Below are 21,189 nucleotides of genomic sequence, written 5' to 3'. Positions count from 1 at the left end.
GCCCGGCTAGGTAATTGCTCAGGCCGGGAGTGCAATCTCTGCATTCGTCGCGGCGGCCTCGCGATCCCGCTCACTTCTGCGCTTTTTTTCGGCCGCGGTCTTCAGCTGGCCGCAGGCGGCATCGATGTCGCGGCCGCGCGGCGTGCGCACGGGGGCGGAGATGCCGCCCTTGAACACGATGTCCGAAAAGCGTGCGATCCGCTCCTTGGTCGAGCATTCATATTCGCTGCCCGGCCACGGATTGAACGGGATCAGATTCACCTTCGCCGGCAGATCATAATGGCGGATCAGGCGCACGAGTTCGCGTGCATGATCGTCGCTGTCATTCTTGTCCTTCAGCATCACATATTCGAACGTGATGCGCCGGGCGTTGTTGGCGCCGGGATAGGCGGCGCAGGCCGCCAGCAATTCCTCGATCCCGTATTTCTTGTTGAGCGGCACCAGCTCGTCGCGGACCTCCTTGGTCACGCCGTGGAGCGAGACGGCCAGATTGACGCCGATCTCCGCGCCCGCCCGTTCCATCATCGGGATCACGCCCGAGGTGGAGAGCGTGATGCGCCGCTTGGAGAGCGCGAGGCCGTCGCCGTCCATCACCAGCTTCAGCGCATCGCGCACCGCGTCGAAATTGTAGAGCGGCTCGCCCATGCCCATCATCACGATGTTGGTGAGCAGGCGCCCCTCGGGCTGGCTCGGCCATTCGCCCAGCGCATCGCGCGCCAGCATCACCTGGCCCACGATCTCGCCCGCCGTCAGGTTGCGGACCAGCCGCATCGTGCCCGTATGGCAGAAGCTGCAATTGAGCGTGCAGCCCACCTGGCTGGAGACGCAGAGCGTGCCGCGATCCGCATCGGGGATGAACACCATCTCGTAATCATGGCCGTCGTCGGACTGGAGCAGCCATTTGCGCGTGCCGTCGGTGGAGACTTGCGCCTCCATCACGCTCGGCCGGCCGACCACGAAGCGCTCCTCCAGCCACGGATGCATCGCCTTGGCGATGTCCGTCATGGCCGAAAAGTCGCGCGCGCCGCGATTGTAGATCCAGTGCCAGATCTGCTTGGCGCGCAGCTTCGCCTGCTTCGCGTCCAGCCCGGCTTCGGCCAGCACGTCGCGCAGCGTCTCGCGCGGCAGGCCGATCAGGTCGATCCGGCCATCGGGGCGCAGGGTTGGCGCGCGCGGCACGGGCACGGGATCGATCAGTCCGGGGATGGGCATGGGGGCGTTCATGATGCCGGCCCATATAGGGAAAATGTGCCGCTCCGGCTAGGATGGGTGGATATTCGGGCGGTGCCGTGTGCTTTTGGGCACGCCGCTCGCAGGAGCACGGTTTCCTTTCATACCACCAGACCTGCGGTGTCCGCTGGATCTAGCGCCCGCGCAGGCAGGCGACATCGGCGGCATCGATCGCGCTGGCGGCGCCTGCCGGGGCATAGCTGTCGGTCACGCGGCGGCCGTTGATCCGGGCGATCACGCGCAGCGTTTCGGCATCGCGCAGCAGGCGGATGATCTGCGTGCCATCCCGGCTGGAGGCGAGCCACCCGTCGGCACCGCGTGTCGTCAGCGGGAAGCGGCGATCCGCGATCGTCAGCATCGCATCATTCTCCGCCTCTCCCCGAAACCGCACGTGGATCTGGCGGAACAGCCGCCGCGTGGGCCAGGACGAGATGGTGATCGCGGCGGTGTCGTCCTTTCCTGATCTGGCGGGCTGGGCGATCGCGTAACAGGCGCCGCCGTCCGCCGTGCGAAACGCGCCCCAGCGGCCATATTGGCCGATCGCCTGCGGCCCGGATGCGGCGACCAGGCCCGGCGCCACCATCGTCACCATCAGGATCGCGCGCCGCTTCATCGCGCCCCCTCTGCTGCATGCGCGGGCCCCGCACAATGCGGCCATCCACAAGTCCCTTCCCGCAAAGCTCAAACAAACTCTGGCGGAGGCGGTCGCCCGCGCTATAAGCCTTGTCCCAGCGGATTTCGGGGCGGAATATGAAGGCGACGATCGAGCGAGCGACCTTGTTGAAGGCGCTGAGCCATGTGCAATCGGTCGTGGAGCGTAGGAATACCATACCGATCCTGTCGAACGTGCTGCTGGAGGCTTCGGCCGATGGCGGCCTGAAGCTGATGGCGACCGACCTCGATCTCCAGATCGTGGAGACGATCGGCGCCGCGGTGGATACGCCCGGCGCGATCACGGTTCCCGCGCACACGCTGTTCGATATCGCCCGCAAGCTCTCCGAGGGCAGCCAGGTCCAGCTTTCGGCCGCCGAGGGCAAGATGCTGATCGTGGCGGGCCGCGCGCGCTTCAATCTGCAGACGCTGCCGCGCGACGATTTCCCCGTGATTGCGGAAGGCGAGCTGCCGACCAAGTTCGAGCTGCCGGCCGAAACGCTGAAGCAGATCATCGACAAGACGCGCTTCGCCATCTCCACCGAAGAGACGCGTTACTATCTGAACGGCATCTTCCTGCACGTGTCGGACGATGCGACGCCGGTGCTGAAGGCCGCCGCCACCGATGGCCACCGCCTCGCGCGCGTCACCGTGCCGCGTCCGGACGGCGCCGAGGGCATGCCCGACGTGATCATCCCGCGGAAGTGCGTGGGTGAGCTGCGCAAGCTGCTGGACGAGGTGGACGGTTCGGTCGAAGTATCGCTCTCGCCCACCAAGGTTCGCTTCGGCATGGGCGCGGCGATCCTCACCTCCAAGCTGATCGACGGCACGTTCCCCGATTACAGCCGCGTCATTCCCACCGGGAATGACAAGCTGCTGAAGATCGATCCGCGCAGCTTCGAGGATGGCGTCGATCGCGTCGCCACCATCGCCAGCGAGAAGACCCGCGCCGTGAAGATGGCGCTGGAGCGCGACAAGATCACGCTCTCGGTGACCAGCCCGGAAAACGGCACGGCGGCCGAGGAGGTCCCCGGCGACTATACCAGTCTGCCGTTCGAGATCGGCTTCAACGCGCGCTATCTGCTCGACATTCTCGGCCAGATCGAAGGCGATTCGGTGGAGATCCACCTCGCCGACGCCGCAGCCCCCACGCTGATCCGCGAAAATGACAAGGCGCCGGCGCTGTATGTGCTGATGCCGATGCGGGTCTGATCCCGTCGCCCTGGCGAGGCCCGGGCGAAAGGATGAGCGCGTCGGGGTGTGCCCCGGTCGCTACCGGAACATGCTCGCATGACGGTTTGCTGGCGCGTCGCGGCGACCGGACGCATCCCGCTTGGCAAGGCATCGTGACCGCGCGACAAGGCCGGGGTGCAGAGCCTTCCCATCTTCGTGCGCGTGCGCGGCCTGCCTGTCATTTTGGTGGGCGAGGGAGCGGCGGGCGAGGCCAAGCGGCGCCTGCTGGAGCGCGCGGGCGCGACGATCGTCGATGAGACGGCCGACGCAAAGCTGGCCTTCGTCGCGCTGGATCAGCCCGATGACACCGCCGCACGCCTCCGCGCGCGCGGGCTTCTCCTGAACGTCGCCGATCGGCCGGATCTCTGCGATTTCACGCTCCCCGCGATCGTCGATCGCGATCCGGTGACGATCGCCATCGGCACCGGCGGCGCCTCGGCCGGCCTCGCGGCGGCATTGCGCCAGCGGTTGGAGGTGCTGCTGCCCCATACGCTCGGCGCGCTGGCGCGCACGCTGGCGGAGGCGCGGCAAGCGCTCCGCTCTTCTTATCCCGACGCGGGAGAGCGTCGCCGGGCGATCGCTGAAATGTTGATGCCGGGCGGTCCGCTCGATCCGATGATCGCCCAGGCCGATCCCGCTTTTTCTCCGCAAGAGAGGGAGGAGCCCTCCGCACGGGTGGAGCGGATCGAACTGACGTCTCGCGATCCCGACGATCTCACCCTGCGCGCGGCCCGCCTGCTCGCGCTGGCCGACCGCATCTATCACGCCCCCGATGCGCCCGCCGCCATCCTCAATCGCGCGCGCGCTGATGCGGTGCGGATCGTCGGGCCCGTTCCCACGTTGCCGCCGCCGGGCCTGTCGGTGGAATTGATCGGAAACGCATGAGTAATCGCTTCGCTATCGTGTTGGGCGCGGACGGGAAGGGGCATGAGGCGGAGCCGGCGCAGGCGTGCGCGCAGCAGCCCGATCCCGCGCGGCTCGTCTGGGCGCATCTGGACGGGCGCGAGGGCGGCACGCTGGAATGGCTGCGCGCCCACGGTGGCATGCCCGAGACGGTCGCCTACGCACTGACGGCGGTGGAGACGCGCCCGCGCTGCGAGGCGATCGGGGAGGGCGCGCTCGTCAATCTGCGCGGCCCCGCGCTCACGCCCGACGATGGCGATCCGCTCGTCTCGATCCGCCTGTGGCTGGAGGAAGGGCGCGTGATCTCGGTCAGCTATCGCCCGATCGCCACCCTGGGCGTGGTGCGCGAGCAGATGGAGGCGGGCCAGATCAAGGATCCGGGCGATTTCGTCTCGCATCTGGCGATGCTGATCACGAAGCAGATCGATCCCACCATCGCCGATCTCGGCGATCTGGTGGACGATTGCGAGACGATGCTGGAGCCCGATCAGGCCTATGACACGCGCCGCAGGATCGCACGCGCGCGATCCGAGGCGATCGTCTATCGCCGCTTCATCGTGCCCCAGCGGGAAGCGCTCACCGCTTTGGCGGGGCTCGACGCGCACTGGCTGGAGGAGGATGATCGCCTCCATCTGCGCGAGGCCGCCGATCGCTTCTCGCGCATGGCCGAGGAACTGGAATCGGTGCGCGAGCGATCGGCGCTGATCCACGAGCAGCTCACCGATCTGCGTGCCGAGCTGATGGAGGATCGCGCGCTGCTGATCTCGGTGGTCGCGCTGGTCTTCCTGCCGCTCACCTTCGTCACCGGCCTGTTCGGCATGAACGTCGGCGGCATCCCGCTCCAGCACGGCGCCGGCTTCTGGATCGTCGCGATCTTCTGCGTGGCGATGGCGGCCGTGGGCGGCGCCTGGTTCGGCGCGCAACACTGGTTCCGGCGATAGGGGGCGCAGGTTCATCCTCCCCGCCAGGGGGAGGTGTCAGGCAAAGCCTGACGGAGGGGGCGGAAGCGGATCGGTCGCTGTCGGCCCCTCCGCCGTCTGCGGCGCCACCTCCCTTGGCGGGGGAGGATGGAGGTCCGAGTCCTGCCGATCAGCGCGGCAGGGACGATCGCAAGCTACGCGATCAGCATCCCCGCCAGCGCCGCCGACATCAGGTTCGCGAGACTACCCGCGCACAGGGCCCGGATGCCCAGCTTGGCGATCATCGGGCGCTGGTTGGGGGCGAGGTTGCCCGTCACCGCCATCTGGATCGCGATCGACGAGAAGTTGGCGAAGCCGCACAAAGCGAAGGTGACGACGGCGGTGGCATGTTCGGACAAAGGCGGCGCCAGCTTGCCGAGGTGGATATAGGCCACGAACTCGTTCAGCACGATCTTCTCGCCGAACAGGCCGCCCGCCGCGCTCGCCTCGGTCCAGGGCACGTTGAGCAGATACATGACCGGCGCGAACACCGATCCCAGCAGCTTCTGGAAGGTCAGGTCGCTCTGCCCGATCAGGGCGCCCGCCTGTCCCAGCAGACCGTTGGCCAGCGCCACCAGCGCCACGAACGCCAGCACCATCGCGCCGACGGCCACCGCCAGCCGCACGCCCAGCTGCGCGCCCTCGGCCGCCGCCTGGATGATGTTGGCGGGGCGCTCCTCGGCCTCGTGCACGTCGGCCAGCGCGATCACTTCATCCTCCGCCACCTCGGTCGAGGCGCCGGCGACGGGGCGGGGATCGGGCATCATCAGCTTGGCCATCAGGATGCCGCCCGGCGCGGACATGAAGCTGGCCGCCAGCAGATAATCCACCTTCACGCCCATCGCGGCATAAGCGGCCAGGATCGTGCCGGCCACGCCGGCCATGCCGCTCGTCATCACGGTGAAGAGCTGGGTGGGCGTCAGGCTCGCCAGATAGGGGCGGATCACCAGCGGGGATTCGGACTGGCCGACGAAGATGTTGGCGGCGGCGCACAGCGACTCCACCTTGGAGACGCCGATCACCTTTTCGATCCCGCCGCCGATCCAGCGGACGATGAACTGCATGACGCCGAGATAATAGAGGATCGAGATGAGCGAGGCGAAGAAGATGATCACCGGGAGGGCGGCGATGGCGAAGGCATGGCCGCCGATTTCGGGGGACGCGATCGGCCCGAAGATGAAGTCCACGCCCGCCTGCGCATAGCCGAGCAGGGCGGCGACGCCTTCGGACAGGCCCCGGATCACCCGCCGTCCGGCCGGCACATAGAGGACGAGGATCGCGATGCCTGCCTGCAGCGCGAAGGCCGCACCCACCACGCGCAGCCGGATCGCCTTGCGGTCGCTCGACAGGGCCACGGCGACGGCGAGGAGGACGGCCATGCCGATCGGGCCGAGCAGGAAACGGTTCATCGGTCTTTCGGCGTCCTCATAGGGTGCGAGGACTGGCGACGTGCCCCCCGGCGCGCCTTTCGGTGCCTGCCCCGCAAGCGCAATAGCTTAGCCGCTTATCGGCGGGGGTAAATGCCTGTCGGTCAGGCGGCGCGGCGTTCGGTGGCCTGCGTCAGAGCGGCGATCTCCCGATCGCTGGCGCCGATCGCGCGCGCAATCTCCTCCTCGCTCGGCATGGGCTGTTCGATCAGGCAGCGGAAGCCGAGACCGGAGAAGGAGCGGAAGGGCGTGGCGGCGGCGAACGCCGCGACCGAATCCGCGCGCCGCTCGATCCCCGAAAGCGTGCCCGGCGGCAGTGCCACCGGCCGCCCGAACGCGCCACCGCAGGAGGAGCCGACCGAGCGGCCGTCGACGTCCACAATCGTCACGGTCATGCCGCGCCCGGTTTCGCGATCGGCGAGCCCGGCGGCGAACACCTCGTTCATCAGCTGCTGCCAGTCGAATTCCAGATAGAGCACCCCATCGGGCGCGCCGCCGCTCTGTGTGCGGATCGCCATCACGAAGACCAGCACCGCGCGATAATGGGAGAAGGGGTTCTGCCACACCGCGTCGGTGAACCAGGCGTCGGGATCGGCGCTCGCCATCGCCTTCATGAACTGATCGGCACGCGAGAAATCGTGCATCGCCAGATTGGGCGCCTCGTGCCCGCTCATGATCAGCCGGCCGTCGGCGGCGACGACAAAGGCGTTCAGATAGTCCTGGCTGGCCCTCACCATGTGGGCGAGGCGGGCATTGCCCACCGCCAGCGCCTCCGGCGTCCGCCGCATCACGCCCTCGGTGATCGCGGGATCGGTCGAGAGCATCGCGAGATGCGCGCCCCGGCCCGCCAGCGTGCGCGTGACCTGCGCCATCATCGTGTCCGCCAGCTCCACCAGCCGCGCGCCCTCGATCTCGGCCAGCATCTCGCTGGCGATGCCGTTGGCGAGATCCAACCGATCCAGCACGTCGGCGCGGAAAGCGGCGGCGGATTTGCGCGCCTGCCCCGCCAGCGCCTTCACCTCCTGCGCCACCACCGAAAAGCCGCGCCCGGCATCGCCGGAGCGCGCGGCCTCGATCGTCGCGTTCAGGGCGAGCAGGTTCGTGCGGCCGGCCACGCGCTCCGATTCGGCCGCGTGCAGCTCCACTTCTTCTCGCAGGATCGACAGCAAAGCTCGGATACGACGCGGCATGAAGATGTCCCGTTGACCGATGAACGGCGCAACCTACGCGTGCGTTGGTAAATAAGGCATTACCGTTACAGAGGCGCCGCAGAGCGGCTGTTTGCTGATGTGCCTCCGGCGCATGCGGTACCGACAGCAATGCGCTTTTCAGCACATTGCCCGAAGCGTCTGCTGGACAGGGTGCGCCTCCGTCCCTATCCGGCCTTGGGCATGAGCGTCGCCCCGCAAGATTGCATCCTGATCGTCGATTTCGGCAGCCAAGTGACCCAGCTGATCGCGCGCCGCGTGCGCGAAGCGGGCGTCTATTGCGAAATCGCTCCCTTCAACGCCGCCGATGCGGCTTTCGATCGGATGAAGCCCGCCGGCATCATCTTCTCGGGCGGGCCTTCGTCCGTGATGTGGGAGGATAGCCCGCGCGCGCCGCAGCGTTTCTTCGAAAGCGGGCTGCCGATTCTCGCGATCTGCTACGGTCAGCAGACGATGGCGCATCAGCTGGGCGGGCGCGTCGCCCCCTCCGACAATCGGGAATTCGGCCGCGCCTTCATCGATGTGGTCGGCGAGTCGGCCTTGTTCGACGGGCTGTGGAAGCAGGGCGAGAGCCACCAAGTGTGGATGAGCCACGGCGATCGCGTCGAGGAACTCGCCCCCGGCTTCTCGATCGTCGCCCGCTCCGAGGGCGCGCCCTACGCGATCGCCACCGATGAGAAGCGCCGCTTCTATTCGATGATGTTCCACCCGGAGGTGGTCCACACGCCGGACGGCGGCAAGCTGATCGCCAATTTCGCGCGCCACATCTGCGGTCTCGCGGGCGACTGGACGATGGCAGAATTCCGCGCCGCCAAGATCGCCGACATCCGTGCGCAGGTGGGCACGGGTCGCGTGATCTGCGGGCTTTCGGGCGGCGTCGATTCCGCGGTGGCGGCGGTGCTGATCCACGAGGCGATCGGCGATCAGCTGACCTGCGTGTTCGTGGATCACGGCCTGATGCGGCTGGGTGAGGCGGAGCAGGTGGTGAGCCTGTTCCGCGAGCATTACGGCATCCCGCTCGTCCATGTGGACGCCAGCGAGCGTTTCCTGGGCGGTCTCGCCGGGCTCACCGATCCGGAGGCCAAGCGCAAGTTCATCGGCAAGGCCTTCATCGAATTGTTCGAGGCCGAAGCCAAGAAGATCGGCGGCGCTGATTTCCTCGCGCAGGGCACGCTCTATCCCGATGTGATCGAGAGCGTCAGCTTCACCGGCGGGCCTTCGGTCACGATCAAGAGCCACCACAATGTCGGCGGCCTGCCCGAGCGGATGAACATGCAGCTGGTCGAGCCGCTGCGTGAGCTGTTCAAGGATGAAGTGCGCGTGCTGGGCAAGGAGCTGGGCCTGCCGGACATCTTCGTCGGCCGCCATCCCTTCCCGGGGCCGGGCCTCGCCATCCGCATTCCGGGCGAGGTGACGCAGGAGCGGTGCGACATCCTGCGCAAGGCCGACGCCATCTATCTCGACGAGATCCGCCGCGCGGGTCTGTACGATGCGATCTGGCAGGCCTTCGCGGTGCTGCTCCCCGTCCGCACCGTGGGCGTGATGGGCGATCACCGCACCTATGATTCGGTCTGCGCGCTGCGCGCCGTCACCTCGACGGACGGCATGACGGCGGACATCTACCCCTTCGACGCCGCCTTCCTCGCCCGCTGCGCCACGCGCATCGTGAACGAAGTGCAGGGCATCAACCGGGTGGTCTACGATTACACCTCCAAACCCCCCGGCACGATCGAGTGGGAATAATTCCCGCGCCGCCGGAAGCCGCCGAAACTGCGATTTTCTGCGATGTAACCCTCTGAAAACAAAATAATTTCCTGTCGTCATCTATCACCGTCGATCACCGGCCTAGCGTTCCGGTTTGTGGACAGAGTGACGGACTGTGGAAGTATTGCGCAACGCGATTTTCGCGAATACCGTCACGGCAATTGAAGTCGTGACGGTATTTTTTTCGCCGTAAGCATCTGTAATGCTTACGGAAAGATCCCTTGCGGCCTCTAAAAATCGCCTGACGGTATTTTTAGCTCGGAGGCTCATATGCTCACGGACACAGCTATTCGATCGCTTAGAACAAGAGAAAAGCCATACAAGGTAACGGACAGGGACGGTATGTATGTTCTCGTCTCCGTAAAGGGCTCGATTTCATTTCGTCTAGACTACAGGCTTCACGGCCGACGCGAGACTATTGTCCTTGGAAAGTATGGGCCCGATGGTCTTTCGCTAGCTCGGGCGCGCGAGAAGTGCATAGATGCTCGGCGACTTGTTGCGGAGGGCCAGTCTCCCGCGATCGAAAAGCAACGGGAAAAGCGACGCATCAAGGAAGCGAAGAGCTTCGGCGAGTTCGGCGAAAAGTGGCTCACTGCCGCCCCGATGGCCGACAGCACGCGGGCGATGCGGCGGTCGATCTGGGAGCGGGAGTTGCTCCCCGCATGGCGTAACCGCCTACTGACGGAGATCAGCCCCAACGACCTTCGCGCTCACTGCGGCAAGATCGTCGATCGAGGCGCTCCGGCTACCGCTATCCATGTCCGAGACATCCTGAAGCAGATTTACGGATTTGCGATTCTGCACGGCGAGAAGGTCGCGAACCCCGCCGATGAGGTCGGGCCTGCTTCGATTGCAACCTTTGTTCCGAAGGACCGCTCGCTCTCGCCGAGTGAGATCCGCGTGATGCTCAAGCAATTGGAACACGTAGCGACGCTGCCGACGATCCGACTAGGCATGCGGTTGTTCTTGATGACGATGGTCCGCAAGAGTGAGTTGCAGGACGCGGTCTGGGACGAGGTCGATTTCGAGAACGCCGTGTGGACGATTCCGAAAGAGCGCATGAAGCGGTCGAAGGCCCACAACGTCTATCTGTCGGCCCAGGTGCTCGACATCATGGTCGCATTGAAGACCTGCGCCGGCAACTCAAAGTACCTACTCCCATCGCGGTACGATGCCGACGCCCCGATGTCGCGCGCGACCTTCAACCGCGTGACATATTCGGTGGTTGAGAGGGCGAAGAGTGAGGGGCTGCCGCTAGAGCCGTTCACCGTCCATGACCTGCGACGTACCGGGTCGACGCTGCTAAACGAGCTAGGCTTCAACCGCGACTGGATCGAGAAGTGTCTGGCGCATGAGGATGGGCGGTCGTCTCGGGGCGTCTATAACAAGGCCGAGTACGAGCATCAGCGCCGCCACATGATGCAAGAATGGTCGAACCTTATCGAAGCGTGGACAGCGGGCCAGAAGTATATTCCCACGCTCATGCCCAAGGCGATGGGCATGCTCGAACTCGATCCTACTGTGTGACGGGCTTCGCGCGACGCAAGCGAACATCAGGTGTTGGCGCGAGTTTGATGGACTTCGCGCGGGAGGCCGCACGTCGCGCGTCAAGCCATTGCTCCACCTCCCCGAGATCCCAAACGACGCATCGAGAGGTCAGATAGAAGCGCTGAGGAAACTCACCGCGTTGCTCCATCTCGAAGATGGTGCTGTCAGCTAGGGGCACGATTTCGCGGAGCTGCTGTCGGCGGATGGTTCGCCGCGAGGCGGCTGGGGTAGTGTTCGTGCCCATGTAATTCTCCGCGTTTTCCGAGGCGCGGCGATAGAAGGCGATAGATGCGGGGACCGGAAGCCCTCTGATGCCGGAGAGCGGTTGTTTCGCATGTTCGGCGGCAAATCGGCGGGTTTGAAAAGTTAAACATATCATTCGGGACCGGGAGCGCGGCGCCCCTAGCTTCGCCTTCGGTCGGCGCAGCTCGTCTACTGGCGCGTCTCGACCGTCTGACACAAGCGCGTCTGGCGCGGCCTCGAAGCGACGGTCACCGGATGGGTGCCTATGACGTGAGCAGCTTCGGTATGCGGTCAGTCTGCGCTGCGGGCGGCAGCGACCGCAGCCGTATTCTCGTAGAACTGACCGCTCGCGATCTTGCCATTCCGCATCTCAAGCCGCGCGAGAAAGTCGCTGTCGGCGATCCTCGCCGTTTCGCGGTGCCGCAGGCGAAAGTGGCCCTCGACGAACACCTGGGTGCCAGCGTTGGTGTACCGCGTGGTCTCGTAGGAGAGCAGCTCGTACTCAGAGTAGAGAAGCGCCGTGAGACGCTGATAGCCCTCACGACCTTTATGCTCGTAGCCGGCCCAGGGAATGGCGGCGCGAAGCTCGTCATTGCATGCGCAGGAAACCACAAAACGGAAATCGGGTTGAACGAAGTTCGCAAATGAGCCGTCCAGCTCGCCGCAATACTGCGCTGCGAAGAAGCCCTTAGCCGCCTTGATATTTGGCTCGTCTGACGAGATTTGAGCGTCGGTGGTGTGCCAGCAATTGCGTTCGGTTCCCGTCGTTGTTGCACCGCTATGGTGGCTGGCGCGGGCCGCCTCCCGCGGTGTCGACGGTGCGCCCGAAGCGGCACTTTCCGTCTCCTCGATGCTCATCTTCACTCCCTTTTGCGCGACTGGGCCAAGATGACAGTTGTTCGTCGATTGATAAGGCTAGCGAAAAGTGACACACCGTTGCTTATGACGACAACAGTAGATTTCGCAGAAATGCAGGCTTTTATCGCCGTGGTGGTCGAAGGATCGTTCACCACAGCTGCGGAACGCTTGAATACCGATAAGGCGCGGATAAGCCGGATCGTGCGGCGGATGGAAGAAAAGCTCGGAGCGCGGCTTCTCAATCGGTCGACGCGACACCTTAGCGTGACAGAGGTGGGGCGGGACTATTTCGAGCGTGTTTCGTCGATCGTTAAGGCGGCTGAGATGGCCGAAGCCGCCGTGGCGCAGCGCGCGGAGGAACCGAAAGGCCGCCTCAAAATAACTGTTGGTGCCGAGTTTGGGACGATGCGGGTCGATGGTTGGATTGCGGCCTTCCTTCATAGGTGGCCGAAGGTGAGCATCGAAACGGAATATACCAACCGCCTTGTCGATATCATCCATGAGGGCGTGGACGTAGCGATCCGCATAGGTTCGTTGGAAGATTCAGAGCTGTCGGCACGCAAGCTGGGGGAGCTGAGCTACGGGTTGTATGCGTCTCCCGGCTATCTGGATCGTGCGGCACCACTTCGCACTGTTGATGACCTGAAGCGACATGATCTGATTATGCACGCGCCGCGCGGTCGCCCCGGTTGGACGTTAGTGAATGGCGAGAAGACGGAGAAGGTTTTGCATACGCCGCGCTGCGCTCTCGACAACACGGTGGCGGCTATGAACGCCGCTCTATCGGGTTTGGGGATCGTGCAGCTTCCAACATACATGGGTGAACCCCATGTGGCGGGTAGTCGGCTTACAAGGGTGCTGCAGGGCTGGGCGCGTATCCCTGTGCCGGTCCACGCTGTCTTTGCGTCGACGCGCTACATGGACCCCAAGGTTCGGGATTTTGTGGACGTCTGTCGCGATGGCTTCAGGAGCGACGTCGAAGGGTGACGTTGAGATATTCTGCGGGGCGGCCGACGACGTGGTCTGCCACGTGGCACACCCCCCAAGGGCGCCGATCAGACTACCGATATTGTCATTCCGGCTTGCCGTAGCCGTTCGGCCAGCATGGTCCCGATAGCGACTGCGGGCGTCAGGACTCCGAATCTCGCGGGTAACGATGGGTGGTTCAATGCCAGGGCAAGCGCGCATTCGCAGGCACATGCGACGGTGATGCGGTTCCCTGCATCTCCATCGCCAGTGATCTGGGCGGAGCCCGTCACGCCCGCAGCTCCGACGCCACGCACAACGAGTTGAAAGCGAGCGCGGTCCATTTGCTCGGCACTTGGACCGGTGCCGGGCCTAATGCGGTTTTGAATCAGCCGCCTCGCCCATGGTTGCCGTAATGCGATCCCCAGCAAGCGAAGGGCCGCGGCGAATGTAGCCGCCTCCCGCCAGCTCTCAAAAACGGCATATTCCTGGAAGGTGATATTGCGTCCGAGCAGAGCTGCGCTTCGCCGAACGGCGCGGGTGTCCGAAATGCCGAGTGGCGAGGGCGCAAGCCACGCCCCAAGTTCGCCGCCGCGCAAAAGCCCCGTGGGATCTCGTTCAATATCCTGGGGCGCACCGCCCGGCTCCGGCCCTAGGAGGAACGGGTCGCGCTCTATCATGGCGTCGCCGGATTCTATGGCGTCGACGATACTGGCAATCGTCCCTCCGTTAAACGAGCCGCCCACAATGGAAACGGTAGCGGTGGCCTGGTGGAGCGTCCCTCCTAGCCGCTCATCGAGCAAGGCCACCGCCAGGTCCGCAGGCAGTGAGCTGGCGCCGCAGAAATTGACAACCTTGACCTGTCGCTCCTCCGCCTTGGCGTGGCAGCGATCGATCAATCGGCGGATGCGCGCTGTTTCACCGCTGATGTCGGCGTAATCGGTGCCCGCCTCGATACATGCTTCGACAAGCTTGTCGCCGTACAGCTTGAATGGTCCGGCCATGTTAAGCACGACGCGCGCGCGCTTCGCCAAATCCGCAAGGGCAGCGGGATCGGCCCCGTCTGCGACCACGATCGGGACGTTGACACCGGCTTTGTTCATACTGCTGGAGCTTCTTCCGCCGATTGCCCAACGGAGATCTTTAGGTGCTTTTTCGGCGAGATAGCGGGCAGCCTGCTGGCCGGTGAAGCCGGACGCGCCGTATACTATCAGATCGAATTCACGCATCTTCTGGCCTGCCCCGCGCTAGCGCTTGCTCGCTACTCTTAGGCTAATGCGCATTAGCATCGGCGGGGGTGAAGTAGCGTTGTCCCTCTAGACAACGGTCTGTCACAGTTTGGCAGCCTAATTGCGAGAGCTAGCGCCTGACAGGCCGTCACTCCTGGATTAGCGCATGCACATTCTCTTCAATCCAGTCGGTCAGTCCCGCCATGCGGTCCGCAGCCTCCATCCCCAACGTGGTCAGCGTGTATTCGACGTGTGGCGGGACGACCGGATAGCTCTTGCGAACAAGCAGGCGGTGGCCCTCGAGTTGCTGAAGGCTTCTGGCAAGCATGCGTTCGCTCACTCCGCCTACTTTCCTACGAAGTTCGGCGAAGCGCATGGTGCCGTCACGCAGCGCGATCAGCAGCAGGACGTTCCATTTACCCGTCAGGTGCATCAGCACCTCCCGAGAACGACAGTTCGCGTCAAAAACTTCACCGCGTGCGAGCTGACGCGCGAGGTGGTCAGTGCGCTTCTCTTTCATACTAACCTCGGTGTTGGTACTTATCGCGAGTGCGGTATAGGCATAGGTGGCTTGCTCCATTTTCGAAAGGAGCAATCATGTTCGCAGTCACCGGCGCCACTGGCCAGCTCGGCCGCCTTGTCCTCGCAGCGCTTCTGCAGCGTACCGCCGCCAACCAGGTCGTCGCCCTTGTCCGCGATCCGGCCAAAGCCGCCGACCTGGCCGGGCAGGGCGTAGCGGTCCGCCCGTTCGACTATGACGCCCCAGAGCGTTTGGTTGAGCCGCTGGCGGGGGTGACGCGACTGCTGTTCATCTCGTCCGACACGCCCGACCAGCGCATCGCTCAGCATCGCGCCGTGGTCGACGCAGCGGCGCGGGCCGGCGTTGAGTTGATCGCCTATACCAGTATCATCCACGCCGACGCGAACCCGATCAGTCTTGCGGAGTCGCACCGCGAAACCGAGCGCGCGATCGCCGCGAGCGGCGTTCCCTACGCCATCCTGCGCAATGGCTGGTACAATGAGAATTACCTGATCGGTGCCGAAGCTGCGATCGCGCATGGCGCGCTGCTCGGCAGCACGGGCGACGGTGGGATTTCGGGCGCCGCCCGCGCCGACTATGCTGAAGCGGCGGCCGTGATCCTTACCGAGCCGCTGGCTCCAAATCGCGTCTACGAGCTGGCGGGTGATGAAGCCTTTACCCTGTCGGATGTCGCTGCGGCGCTGGGCGAAGCCAGCGGCAGGACGGTCGAATATCGTGATCTGCCCGAAAGCGGCTACCGCGAGGCTCTGATCGGTGCCGGCCTACCTGATGGGTTCGCAGCGGCGTTGGCCGAGTACAGCGCCAAGGCCGCGGGCGGCATCTTGGCCGATGGCTCGCGCACGCTGAGCGGGCTGATCGGCCGCCCGACCGAGACCATACGTGCGACGGTTCTGCGCGCGCTTGTCGGGGCGTCGGCGGCGGGAGCGGCACGATGACCGACGAAGCCGGTTTCGACTTCTTCTATGATGCCGGCTCTTGCTCGCTGGCGGTCCGGATCGTGCTTGAGGAAGTGGGATGCGCCTATCGCGCGCATCGTGTGTCGGCGCGCGCGGCAGATCGTGACACGCTCGGCTCTGCCTGGCTCGCGCGCAATCCCAAGGGTCGTGTGCCAGCATTATCTCCGGTGCCCGGTCGCGCGGGTGGAGAGCCGTTCTTGCTCACCGAGGTTCCTGCGATCCTGACGTGGCTCGCCCGGCTGCGACCGGACCTCGACCTGATGCCCGCAGATCCCGCGCGAGAAGCGCGCGCGCTCGAATGGATGAACTGGCTGTCCGGATGGGTCCATGCGGTCGCGTTTGCGCAACAGTGGCGCCCTGAGCGCTTCAGCGCTGATGCCCCAGCGCATGCCGGTATCAGGGCCAAGGGGCGCGGCAACCTGCTCGATGCGTTCGACGCGATCGAGCGCATATTGGTGGACGGGCGCCAATGGGCGGTTGCCGATGCCTACTCTGTCGTCGACGCGTTCCTGCTCGTCTTCTATCGATGGGGCGGCCTCGTCGACGTCGAGATGGGCCGCTATCCGGCCTGGGCCGAGCTTACCGCCCGGACCCTGCAGAGACCGGCAGTTATTCGGGCGTTCGACAAAGACGAGCTGAGCATGCCAGTCTGATGTGCCTCGCGGTCGTGCAGCGGCCCTCGTCCGCCGACCGCTTCAGGCCTGCCATCGCCAACGTGGCTCGCGCGGGTATTGTCTGCTAGAGGGGCAACAGTCTGTTGCCCTTGGTCGGACTGTTATCTTCTCAATCAAATTCATAATTTGCTGCTGTCGCCTGCTGCGATGCTCGCCGTCCTAAGGCTCGCGAGACAGTGACGGCGCATGAATCCTGTCGGCGGCTACCGCCCTGAGAAGAAAGATCACGAACATGACACAGACAATCGGCATCATCGGCTCCGGCCTCGTCGGCAAGGCCATTGCTCGTCTTGCAACCTCAGCCGGCTACAAGGTCGTCATCAGTAACTCTCGCGGCGCGGAAACCGTCAAGGAACTGGTCGAGGAGCTTGGTCCGCTGGCGAGCGCCGGCTCTACCGAGGAAGTGATCGCAGCGGGTGACATCGTCACGCTCTCGATCCCGATCGCCGCTTCCGAGCAGCTGCCTGCCGACAAGTTCGCGGGCAAGGTCGTCCTCGACCAGACGAACTATTATCCCGCGTTCGGCAATAACGACGTTCTCGATAAGGCCGAGCTGACTTCCAGCGAGCTGATCGCGCAGCGTCTGCCGGGTTCGAAGGTCGTCAAGGGCTTCCACAACCTGAGCTGGCTCCACATGAAGGCCGACGCGACGCCGAGCGGTTCGGCTAACCGCACGACGCTGCCGATCGCGGGCGACGACGCCGGCGCGAAGCAGGCGGTGACCGAGTTCTTCGACAAGATCGGCTTCGATGCGATCGACGCGGGCTCGCTCGCGGACAGCTGGCGCATCGAACCGAGCACGCCGATCTACTTCTGGCCGTACGCTCCGAAGATGGATCTGCAGGCGACGGGTCCGGATGCCGAGGCCGCCTACACGCAGCCCGGTAAGCCCGTGTCGCGCGAAGAAGCGCAGCACCTGATCGAAACAGCAGATCGCCCGTCGCCGATCGGCGGCACGTTCGATGGCATGCCGCAGGTCCATGTCGACCTGTTCATGGCCCAGGCCAGCGCCGCTACCACCGCCAACTGAGCCCCCCGCCGGACGCCTGCCCCCCGGCGTCCGGCACCCGTTGCGGGCGGCCCTGCGAAAAGTCGCAGGGCCGCCCGCATTCAGGAGCTGCAGCGATGCCAAGCCAAGACCATTTGACCCCTTTCCTCGAAGCGATGCACGAGGGCGACCTTGCGCGCGCAAGCGAGCATCTGTCCGAGACCGTCGAGCTCAACAGCCCGATCCTCCCGACGCCATTCAAGGGGCGGGACAGCGTGATCGCCGTCCTCGGCGCACTGCTCTCCACGATCGACGCGTTCGAGCCGAAGAAGATGATGCGCGACGGCCCCGACGTCATCGCTATCCTCACGATCCGGTTCGAAGACCATGTGATCGATGCGTTCGACCACGTGCACCTTGATGCGGATGGCCGCATTGAGACGATGACGATCGCGTGGCGCCCGTTGCCTGCCGTGGTCGCTATCCAGCAGCGGCTCGTTCCCAAGCTCGGTGGGCAGGCCATGCAACTCGTTCCGCTCGAGCAATAGGCATCCTAAATTCACGTTGCGGACCAGCGCCGACCGGCGCGGCCCGTTGTCGTCGCGATCGAACAAGAAGGAACATGACATGCAAGGTGGAACGCGGCCCGGTCCCGATCATCCGATCAGCGTCGAACCGGCGGAAGAGAAGGTTATCGTGCGGATCGGAGACACAGTTGTGGCAGAGAGCCGCAATGCCCTGATCCTTCGCGAGGCCAGCTTGCCGCCGGTCTTCTACATTCCGCGCAGCGAGATCGCGATGGAGGCGCTTACCTCTAGCGACACGCGCACCCATTGCCCATACAAGGGCGATGCAAGCTACTTCAGCGCGCACGATGGCGCCGCCAAGGATGTTGCCTGGTCCTACGAAGATCCCTTCGACCATATGTCGGTCATCAAGGGGCATCTTGCGTTCTATCCAGATCGCGTCGACGCGATCGAAACAGCACCGCGTGATTGAATGTCAGCTCACCGCTAGCTGCGCCGATTGCTATGAAATGCGCCGCATGACAGGGCGTTGTCCATGACGACGACAGTTGGCTTTTCCGAGATGCAGGTCTTCGTCGCGGTGGTGACGGAGGAATCCTTCACCGCTGCGGCCGAACGGCTCGATACCGACAAAGCGCGGGTGAGCCGGATCGTGCAGCGGGTCGAGGAAAAGCTGGGCGCCAGACTGTTGAACAGATCGACGCGCCGGCTCAGCGTGACCGAGGCCGGTCGGGATTATTTCGAGCGCGCCACGTCCATCCTGGCGGCGGCAGAGGCGGCGCAAGCCGCTGTCGCTCAACAAAGCCAGGAGCCCAAGGGCCGCTTGAAGATCTCAGCGACACCCGAGTTCGGCACGACGCGGGTGGATGACTGGATCGCCGCCTATCTGTCGAGATGGCCTCAGGTCAGCGTGGAGACCGTTTATTCGATCCGGCTCGTCGACATCATCCATGAGGGCATCGATGTGGCGATCCGCATTGGCGCCCTGCAGGATTCCGATCTGTCGGCGCGCAAGCTCGGAGAGATAACCTACGGCCTCTATGCTTCGCCCGCATACCTGAAACGCGCCGCGCCGGTCCTCACGGTCACTGATCTCAAGGACCATGATCTCATCATGAAAGCGTCGAGTGGCCGCCCGACTTGGACGTTGGTCGATGGTCAGGCGACGGAGAAGGTGACGCACACGCCGCGCTGCGTGCTCGATAACATCGTTGCGGCGAAGAACCTGACGCTATCCGGATTGGGAATTGCGCAGCTTCCACGATTCATGGCCGAGCCGCACGTCGTCGAAGGTAGGTTGGTCCGCCTCCTGCCAGATTGGGCCAGCATTCCGATGCCGGTCCACGCTGTTTTTGCCTCGACGCGCTACATGGACCCGAAAGTCCGTGGCTTTATTGATCTTTGTCGCGACGCCTTTGAAGATGATGGTGGTGGTCCGGATCAGGCCCGGGGAGAACCCGCTGTCGCTACCGCTATGGAACATGCCCTAGGCTAACCCCCCAGCCTACCGACGTTTTCAAGCGAGCGGGCGTGCCGCTCCGCTCTCTCGCCGTGCGCCAACTGTTGTTCATGGAAACAACAGACTGAGGCTAAACGGTCATCTAATCTATTTCGGAACCATATCCTAACTTTCGATTGGGCCGCTCCCCTAGGGCGCGAAGATCGAGGCTAGTAGGATATCAAATGAGGATCGGAATTTTAAACGCCGGCAATCTCGGCAGTCGTTTGGCCCGCGCCTGGGCAGCCGCAGGCCATGAACTTGTCATCGCGAAAGACGGCGAGGACCGGAAGATCGAACCTCTTCTTGCGGAGCTGGGCGACAGAGCGCGGCTCGGCACGATCCGCGAGGCGGCGGAGTTCGGCGAAGTCGTGCTTTTCTCGATTTACTGGCCGCGGGTCGAGGCGATCGTCGGCGAAGTCGGCGACGCGCTAGACGGCAAGGTCGTGATCGAGACCATGAACCCGCTCGGCGTCACCGCCGATTTCGTGCACTTCCATGATCTGGACTTCATGCGCGACAGCTCGACTTCGGAAGATCTGCAACGGCGCTTGCCAAAGGCGCGCATCGTCAAGGGGTTCAACCTGATCGCAGCCCCGTCGCTCGAAGCGGCAGCATGGTCGGCATCGCCGGTGAAGGCCAACGTCTTCTACGCAACCGACGACAAGGCCGCCGGTGACGTAACGCGGAGCCTCATCGGTGACGCTGGTTTCAAGCCGATCAACGCCGGCGATCTCAAGGGTGCCCGGCAGCTCGAGCAGGTCGGCGTGTTCCTGCATCACATCGCGGACAATGAGTTTGGCGGCGACGCTGACCTGATCCGCCTCGCGCTCGCGGTCGTCGTAGCCAATCCTGGCCCGATCACGCGCGAACGTGTCGCCTGATCGAGCGCACCAGCTCGACCGAAAATCCCAGATTTGCAAACCGCTTTACGAAGGAAATCTCCAATGGCGCAGACTTTGAATGGCAAAACCGCTCTCGTGACCGGCGCGGGCCGGGGCATCGGCCGGACGATCGCTGAACGGCTCGCGGCCGACGGCGCGACGGTGGCGATCACGTACAATGCCAGCAGCGCTGGCGCGGAAGAGGCGGTCGAAGCGATCGAGAAGGCAGGCGGGACTGCCTTCGCGCTACAGGCTGACCTCTCGGATGCTGGGTCGATCCCTAGCTTGTACGACGAGCTGGATCGCGAGCTGACGGAGCGCAACGGCAGCAAGACGCTCGACATTCTCGTCAACAATGCCGGCAACTCAGGATGGGGCGGTCTCGCCGATGCTACGCCTGAGGCTTGGGACTTGCTGATCGCGGTCCATGCCCGCGCACCGTTCTTCATGGTCCAGTCGGCGCTCAGCCGTCTGTCCGATGGCGCGCGGATCATCAATATCTCGTCAGGCCTTTCCACGCGCCCGCAGCCGATGGTGCCGATCTATTCGATGGCCAAGGCGGCGATCAACAACCTTACTCACGCGCTTGCGATGGAGCTTGGTCCGCGCGGGATCGCGGTGAACGCGGTGGCCCCGGGCTGGACGCGGACCGACATGAACGCTGCCGTCCGAGAGGACGCCAACACCGTGAAGGCAATCGAGGCCGACACCGCGTTCGGCCGTTTCGGCGAAACGTCGGACATCGCCGCGGTCGTTGCCTTCCTCGCTTCGGACGATGCTGGCTGGGTCACCGGTCAGGTGATCGAGGCAAGCGGCGGCTACCGGCTCTGATCGACTGAACTGCCCCGGCGTCGGCGTACTCACGCGTCGGCGCCGACAACGGCGCGCCGCCACGCTGGCGA

Annotated in this window: 22 protein-coding genes; 14 read left to right on the top strand and 8 right to left on the bottom strand. The window is 64.5% G+C overall.

The window, feature by feature from the left end; translation table 11 throughout:
* Positions 1 to 18: 18 nt before the first annotated feature.
* Both rlmN and HL653_RS04625 read right to left on the bottom strand, forming a co-directional pair.
* Entirely contained in the window at positions 19 to 1,212 is a 1,194-nt protein-coding gene (gene rlmN / locus HL653_RS04630) for a 23S rRNA (adenine(2503)-C(2))-methyltransferase RlmN (protein WP_171743480.1), read from the bottom strand.
* A 151-nt stretch (positions 1,213 to 1,363) separates the two neighbouring features.
* The gene (locus HL653_RS04625) at positions 1,364 to 1,843 is read right to left on the bottom strand and encodes a hypothetical protein (protein WP_171743479.1); all 480 of its coding nucleotides are present in this window, start codon (positions 1,841 to 1,843) and stop codon (positions 1,364 to 1,366) included.
* Positions 1,844 to 1,980: 137 nt separating this feature from the next.
* Here HL653_RS04625 and dnaN point away from each other — a divergent pair, with 137 nt between their 5' ends.
* The 3 genes from dnaN (at position 1,981) to HL653_RS04610 (ending at position 4,958) form a co-directional block, all read left to right on the top strand.
* A complete protein-coding gene (gene dnaN / locus HL653_RS04620; protein WP_171743478.1) occupies positions 1,981 to 3,093 on the top strand; it encodes a DNA polymerase III subunit beta in 1,113 nt (370 codons plus the stop codon).
* A gap of 156 nt (positions 3,094 to 3,249) precedes the next feature.
* Complete coding sequence (locus tag HL653_RS04615) at positions 3,250 to 3,999, top strand: bifunctional precorrin-2 dehydrogenase/sirohydrochlorin ferrochelatase (RefSeq protein ID WP_171743477.1); 750 nt, start codon at positions 3,250 to 3,252, stop codon at positions 3,997 to 3,999.
* Entirely contained in the window at positions 3,996 to 4,958 is a 963-nt protein-coding gene (locus HL653_RS04610) for a zinc transporter ZntB (RefSeq protein ID WP_171743476.1), read from the top strand. The genes HL653_RS04615 and HL653_RS04610 overlap by 4 nt, the downstream gene beginning before the upstream one ends.
* Positions 4,959 to 5,131: 173 nt before the next feature.
* Here HL653_RS04610 and HL653_RS04605 read toward each other — a convergent pair whose 3' ends face one another.
* Both HL653_RS04605 and HL653_RS24445 read right to left on the bottom strand, forming a co-directional pair.
* A complete protein-coding gene (locus tag HL653_RS04605) occupies positions 5,132 to 6,385 on the bottom strand; it encodes a NupC/NupG family nucleoside CNT transporter (protein ID WP_171743475.1) in 1,254 nt (417 codons plus the stop codon).
* 122 nt (positions 6,386 to 6,507) lie between these two features.
* Positions 6,508 to 7,593, bottom strand: coding sequence for a cache domain-containing protein (locus HL653_RS24445; RefSeq protein ID WP_171743474.1), 1,086 nt, complete (start codon positions 7,591 to 7,593; stop codon positions 6,508 to 6,510).
* A 201-nt stretch (positions 7,594 to 7,794) separates the two neighbouring features.
* Between HL653_RS24445 and guaA the strand changes: the two genes are divergently transcribed.
* Positions 7,795 to 9,354 carry a glutamine-hydrolyzing GMP synthase gene (guaA, locus tag HL653_RS04595; protein WP_171743473.1) on the top strand — a complete coding sequence of 520 codons (1,560 nt, stop codon included), beginning with the start codon at positions 7,795 to 7,797 and terminating at the stop codon, positions 9,352 to 9,354.
* Positions 9,355 to 9,645: 291 nt separating this feature from the next.
* Positions 9,646 to 10,902 carry a tyrosine-type recombinase/integrase gene (locus HL653_RS04590; RefSeq protein WP_171743472.1) on the top strand — a complete coding sequence of 419 codons (1,257 nt, stop codon included), beginning with the start codon at positions 9,646 to 9,648 and terminating at the stop codon, positions 10,900 to 10,902.
* Here the strand turns inward: HL653_RS04590 and HL653_RS04585 are convergent.
* Together HL653_RS04585 and HL653_RS04580 are read right to left on the bottom strand one after the other, a co-directional pair.
* A complete protein-coding gene (locus HL653_RS04585) occupies positions 10,892 to 11,167 on the bottom strand; it encodes an AlpA family transcriptional regulator (protein ID WP_171743471.1) in 276 nt (91 codons plus the stop codon). The genes HL653_RS04590 and HL653_RS04585 overlap by 11 nt on opposite strands.
* A gap of 290 nt (positions 11,168 to 11,457) precedes the next feature.
* Positions 11,458 to 12,024, bottom strand: a complete 567-nt coding sequence (locus HL653_RS04580; protein ID WP_216599950.1) for a nuclear transport factor 2 family protein — start codon at positions 12,022 to 12,024, stop codon at positions 11,458 to 11,460.
* 30 nt (positions 12,025 to 12,054) lie between these two features.
* Here HL653_RS04580 and HL653_RS04575 point away from each other — a divergent pair, with 30 nt between their 5' ends.
* Complete coding sequence (locus HL653_RS04575; protein WP_216599949.1) at positions 12,055 to 13,011, top strand: LysR family transcriptional regulator; 957 nt, start codon at positions 12,055 to 12,057, stop codon at positions 13,009 to 13,011.
* A 68-nt stretch (positions 13,012 to 13,079) separates the two neighbouring features.
* Here HL653_RS04575 and HL653_RS04570 read toward each other — a convergent pair whose 3' ends face one another.
* Both HL653_RS04570 and HL653_RS04565 read right to left on the bottom strand, forming a co-directional pair.
* Positions 13,080 to 14,219 carry a trans-acting enoyl reductase family protein gene (locus tag HL653_RS04570; RefSeq protein ID WP_171743470.1) on the bottom strand — a complete coding sequence of 380 codons (1,140 nt, stop codon included), beginning with the start codon at positions 14,217 to 14,219 and terminating at the stop codon, positions 13,080 to 13,082.
* 148 nt (positions 14,220 to 14,367) lie between these two features.
* Entirely contained in the window at positions 14,368 to 14,739 is a 372-nt protein-coding gene (locus HL653_RS04565; RefSeq protein ID WP_171743469.1) for a helix-turn-helix domain-containing protein, read from the bottom strand.
* Between the two features lie 77 nt (positions 14,740 to 14,816).
* Between HL653_RS04565 and HL653_RS04560 the strand changes: the two genes are divergently transcribed.
* The 8 genes from HL653_RS04560 to HL653_RS04525 all read left to right on the top strand — a co-directional run bounded on the left by HL653_RS04560 (position 14,817) and on the right by HL653_RS04525 (position 21,118).
* Complete coding sequence (locus HL653_RS04560) at positions 14,817 to 15,695, top strand: NAD(P)H-binding protein (RefSeq protein WP_171743468.1); 879 nt, start codon at positions 14,817 to 14,819, stop codon at positions 15,693 to 15,695.
* Positions 15,692 to 16,369, top strand: coding sequence for a glutathione S-transferase family protein (locus HL653_RS04555; RefSeq protein WP_171743467.1), 678 nt, complete (start codon positions 15,692 to 15,694; stop codon positions 16,367 to 16,369). The genes HL653_RS04560 and HL653_RS04555 overlap by 4 nt, the downstream gene beginning before the upstream one ends.
* 253 nt (positions 16,370 to 16,622) lie before the next feature.
* Positions 16,623 to 17,420 carry an NADPH-dependent F420 reductase gene (locus tag HL653_RS04550; RefSeq protein ID WP_171743466.1) on the top strand — a complete coding sequence of 266 codons (798 nt, stop codon included), beginning with the start codon at positions 16,623 to 16,625 and terminating at the stop codon, positions 17,418 to 17,420.
* A 95-nt stretch (positions 17,421 to 17,515) separates the two neighbouring features.
* Complete coding sequence (locus tag HL653_RS04545; RefSeq protein ID WP_171743465.1) at positions 17,516 to 17,926, top strand: nuclear transport factor 2 family protein; 411 nt, start codon at positions 17,516 to 17,518, stop codon at positions 17,924 to 17,926.
* Positions 17,927 to 18,005: 79 nt separating this feature from the next.
* The gene (locus HL653_RS04540) at positions 18,006 to 18,377 is read left to right on the top strand and encodes a DUF427 domain-containing protein (protein WP_171743464.1); all 372 of its coding nucleotides are present in this window, start codon (positions 18,006 to 18,008) and stop codon (positions 18,375 to 18,377) included.
* 63 nt (positions 18,378 to 18,440) lie between these two features.
* Entirely contained in the window at positions 18,441 to 19,400 is a 960-nt protein-coding gene (locus HL653_RS04535) for a LysR family transcriptional regulator (protein ID WP_171743463.1), read from the top strand.
* 188 nt (positions 19,401 to 19,588) lie between these two features.
* A complete protein-coding gene (locus tag HL653_RS04530; RefSeq protein ID WP_171743462.1) occupies positions 19,589 to 20,287 on the top strand; it encodes an NADPH-dependent F420 reductase in 699 nt (232 codons plus the stop codon).
* Positions 20,288 to 20,383: 96 nt separating this feature from the next.
* A complete protein-coding gene (locus tag HL653_RS04525; RefSeq protein ID WP_253717536.1) occupies positions 20,384 to 21,118 on the top strand; it encodes an SDR family NAD(P)-dependent oxidoreductase in 735 nt (244 codons plus the stop codon).
* The last annotated feature ends 71 nt before the right edge of the window (positions 21,119 to 21,189 follow it).

Source organism: Sphingomonas sp. AP4-R1 (genome assembly GCF_013113735.1).
Classification (GTDB): Bacteria; Pseudomonadota; Alphaproteobacteria; order Sphingomonadales; family Sphingomonadaceae; genus Sphingomonas_I.
Note: the sequence above shows the minus strand (reverse complement) of the source record. Positions and strands in the feature narration are given on the sequence as shown.

Coding starts and splice junctions, on each gene's coding strand:
- rlmN (WP_171743480.1), bottom strand. CDS start 1,212: ATGCCCATCCCCGGACTGATCGATCCCGTGCCCGTGCCGCGCGCGCCA.
- HL653_RS04625 (WP_171743479.1), bottom strand. CDS start 1,843: ATGAAGCGGCGCGCGATCCTGATGGTGACGATGGTGGCGCCGGGCCTG.
- dnaN (WP_171743478.1), top strand. CDS start 1,981: ATGAAGGCGACGATCGAGCGAGCGACCTTGTTGAAGGCGCTGAGCCAT.
- HL653_RS04610 (WP_171743476.1), top strand. CDS start 3,996: ATGAGTAATCGCTTCGCTATCGTGTTGGGCGCGGACGGGAAGGGGCAT.
- HL653_RS04605 (WP_171743475.1), bottom strand. CDS start 6,385: ATGAACCGTTTCCTGCTCGGCCCGATCGGCATGGCCGTCCTCCTCGCC.
- HL653_RS24445 (WP_171743474.1), bottom strand. CDS start 7,593: ATGCCGCGTCGTATCCGAGCTTTGCTGTCGATCCTGCGAGAAGAAGTG.
- guaA (WP_171743473.1), top strand. CDS start 7,795: ATGAGCGTCGCCCCGCAAGATTGCATCCTGATCGTCGATTTCGGCAGC.
- HL653_RS04590 (WP_171743472.1), top strand. CDS start 9,646: ATGCTCACGGACACAGCTATTCGATCGCTTAGAACAAGAGAAAAGCCA.
- HL653_RS04585 (WP_171743471.1), bottom strand. CDS start 11,167: ATGGGCACGAACACTACCCCAGCCGCCTCGCGGCGAACCATCCGCCGA.
- HL653_RS04580 (WP_216599950.1), bottom strand. CDS start 12,024: ATGAGCATCGAGGAGACGGAAAGTGCCGCTTCGGGCGCACCGTCGACA.
- HL653_RS04575 (WP_216599949.1), top strand. CDS start 12,055: ATGACAGTTGTTCGTCGATTGATAAGGCTAGCGAAAAGTGACACACCG.
- HL653_RS04570 (WP_171743470.1), bottom strand. CDS start 14,219: ATGCGTGAATTCGATCTGATAGTATACGGCGCGTCCGGCTTCACCGGC.
- HL653_RS04565 (WP_171743469.1), bottom strand. CDS start 14,739: ATGAAAGAGAAGCGCACTGACCACCTCGCGCGTCAGCTCGCACGCGGT.
- HL653_RS04560 (WP_171743468.1), top strand. CDS start 14,817: ATGTTCGCAGTCACCGGCGCCACTGGCCAGCTCGGCCGCCTTGTCCTC.
- HL653_RS04555 (WP_171743467.1), top strand. CDS start 15,692: ATGACCGACGAAGCCGGTTTCGACTTCTTCTATGATGCCGGCTCTTGC.
- HL653_RS04550 (WP_171743466.1), top strand. CDS start 16,623: ATGACACAGACAATCGGCATCATCGGCTCCGGCCTCGTCGGCAAGGCC.
- HL653_RS04545 (WP_171743465.1), top strand. CDS start 17,516: ATGCCAAGCCAAGACCATTTGACCCCTTTCCTCGAAGCGATGCACGAG.
- HL653_RS04540 (WP_171743464.1), top strand. CDS start 18,006: ATGCAAGGTGGAACGCGGCCCGGTCCCGATCATCCGATCAGCGTCGAA.
- HL653_RS04535 (WP_171743463.1), top strand. CDS start 18,441: ATGACGACGACAGTTGGCTTTTCCGAGATGCAGGTCTTCGTCGCGGTG.
- HL653_RS04530 (WP_171743462.1), top strand. CDS start 19,589: ATGAGGATCGGAATTTTAAACGCCGGCAATCTCGGCAGTCGTTTGGCC.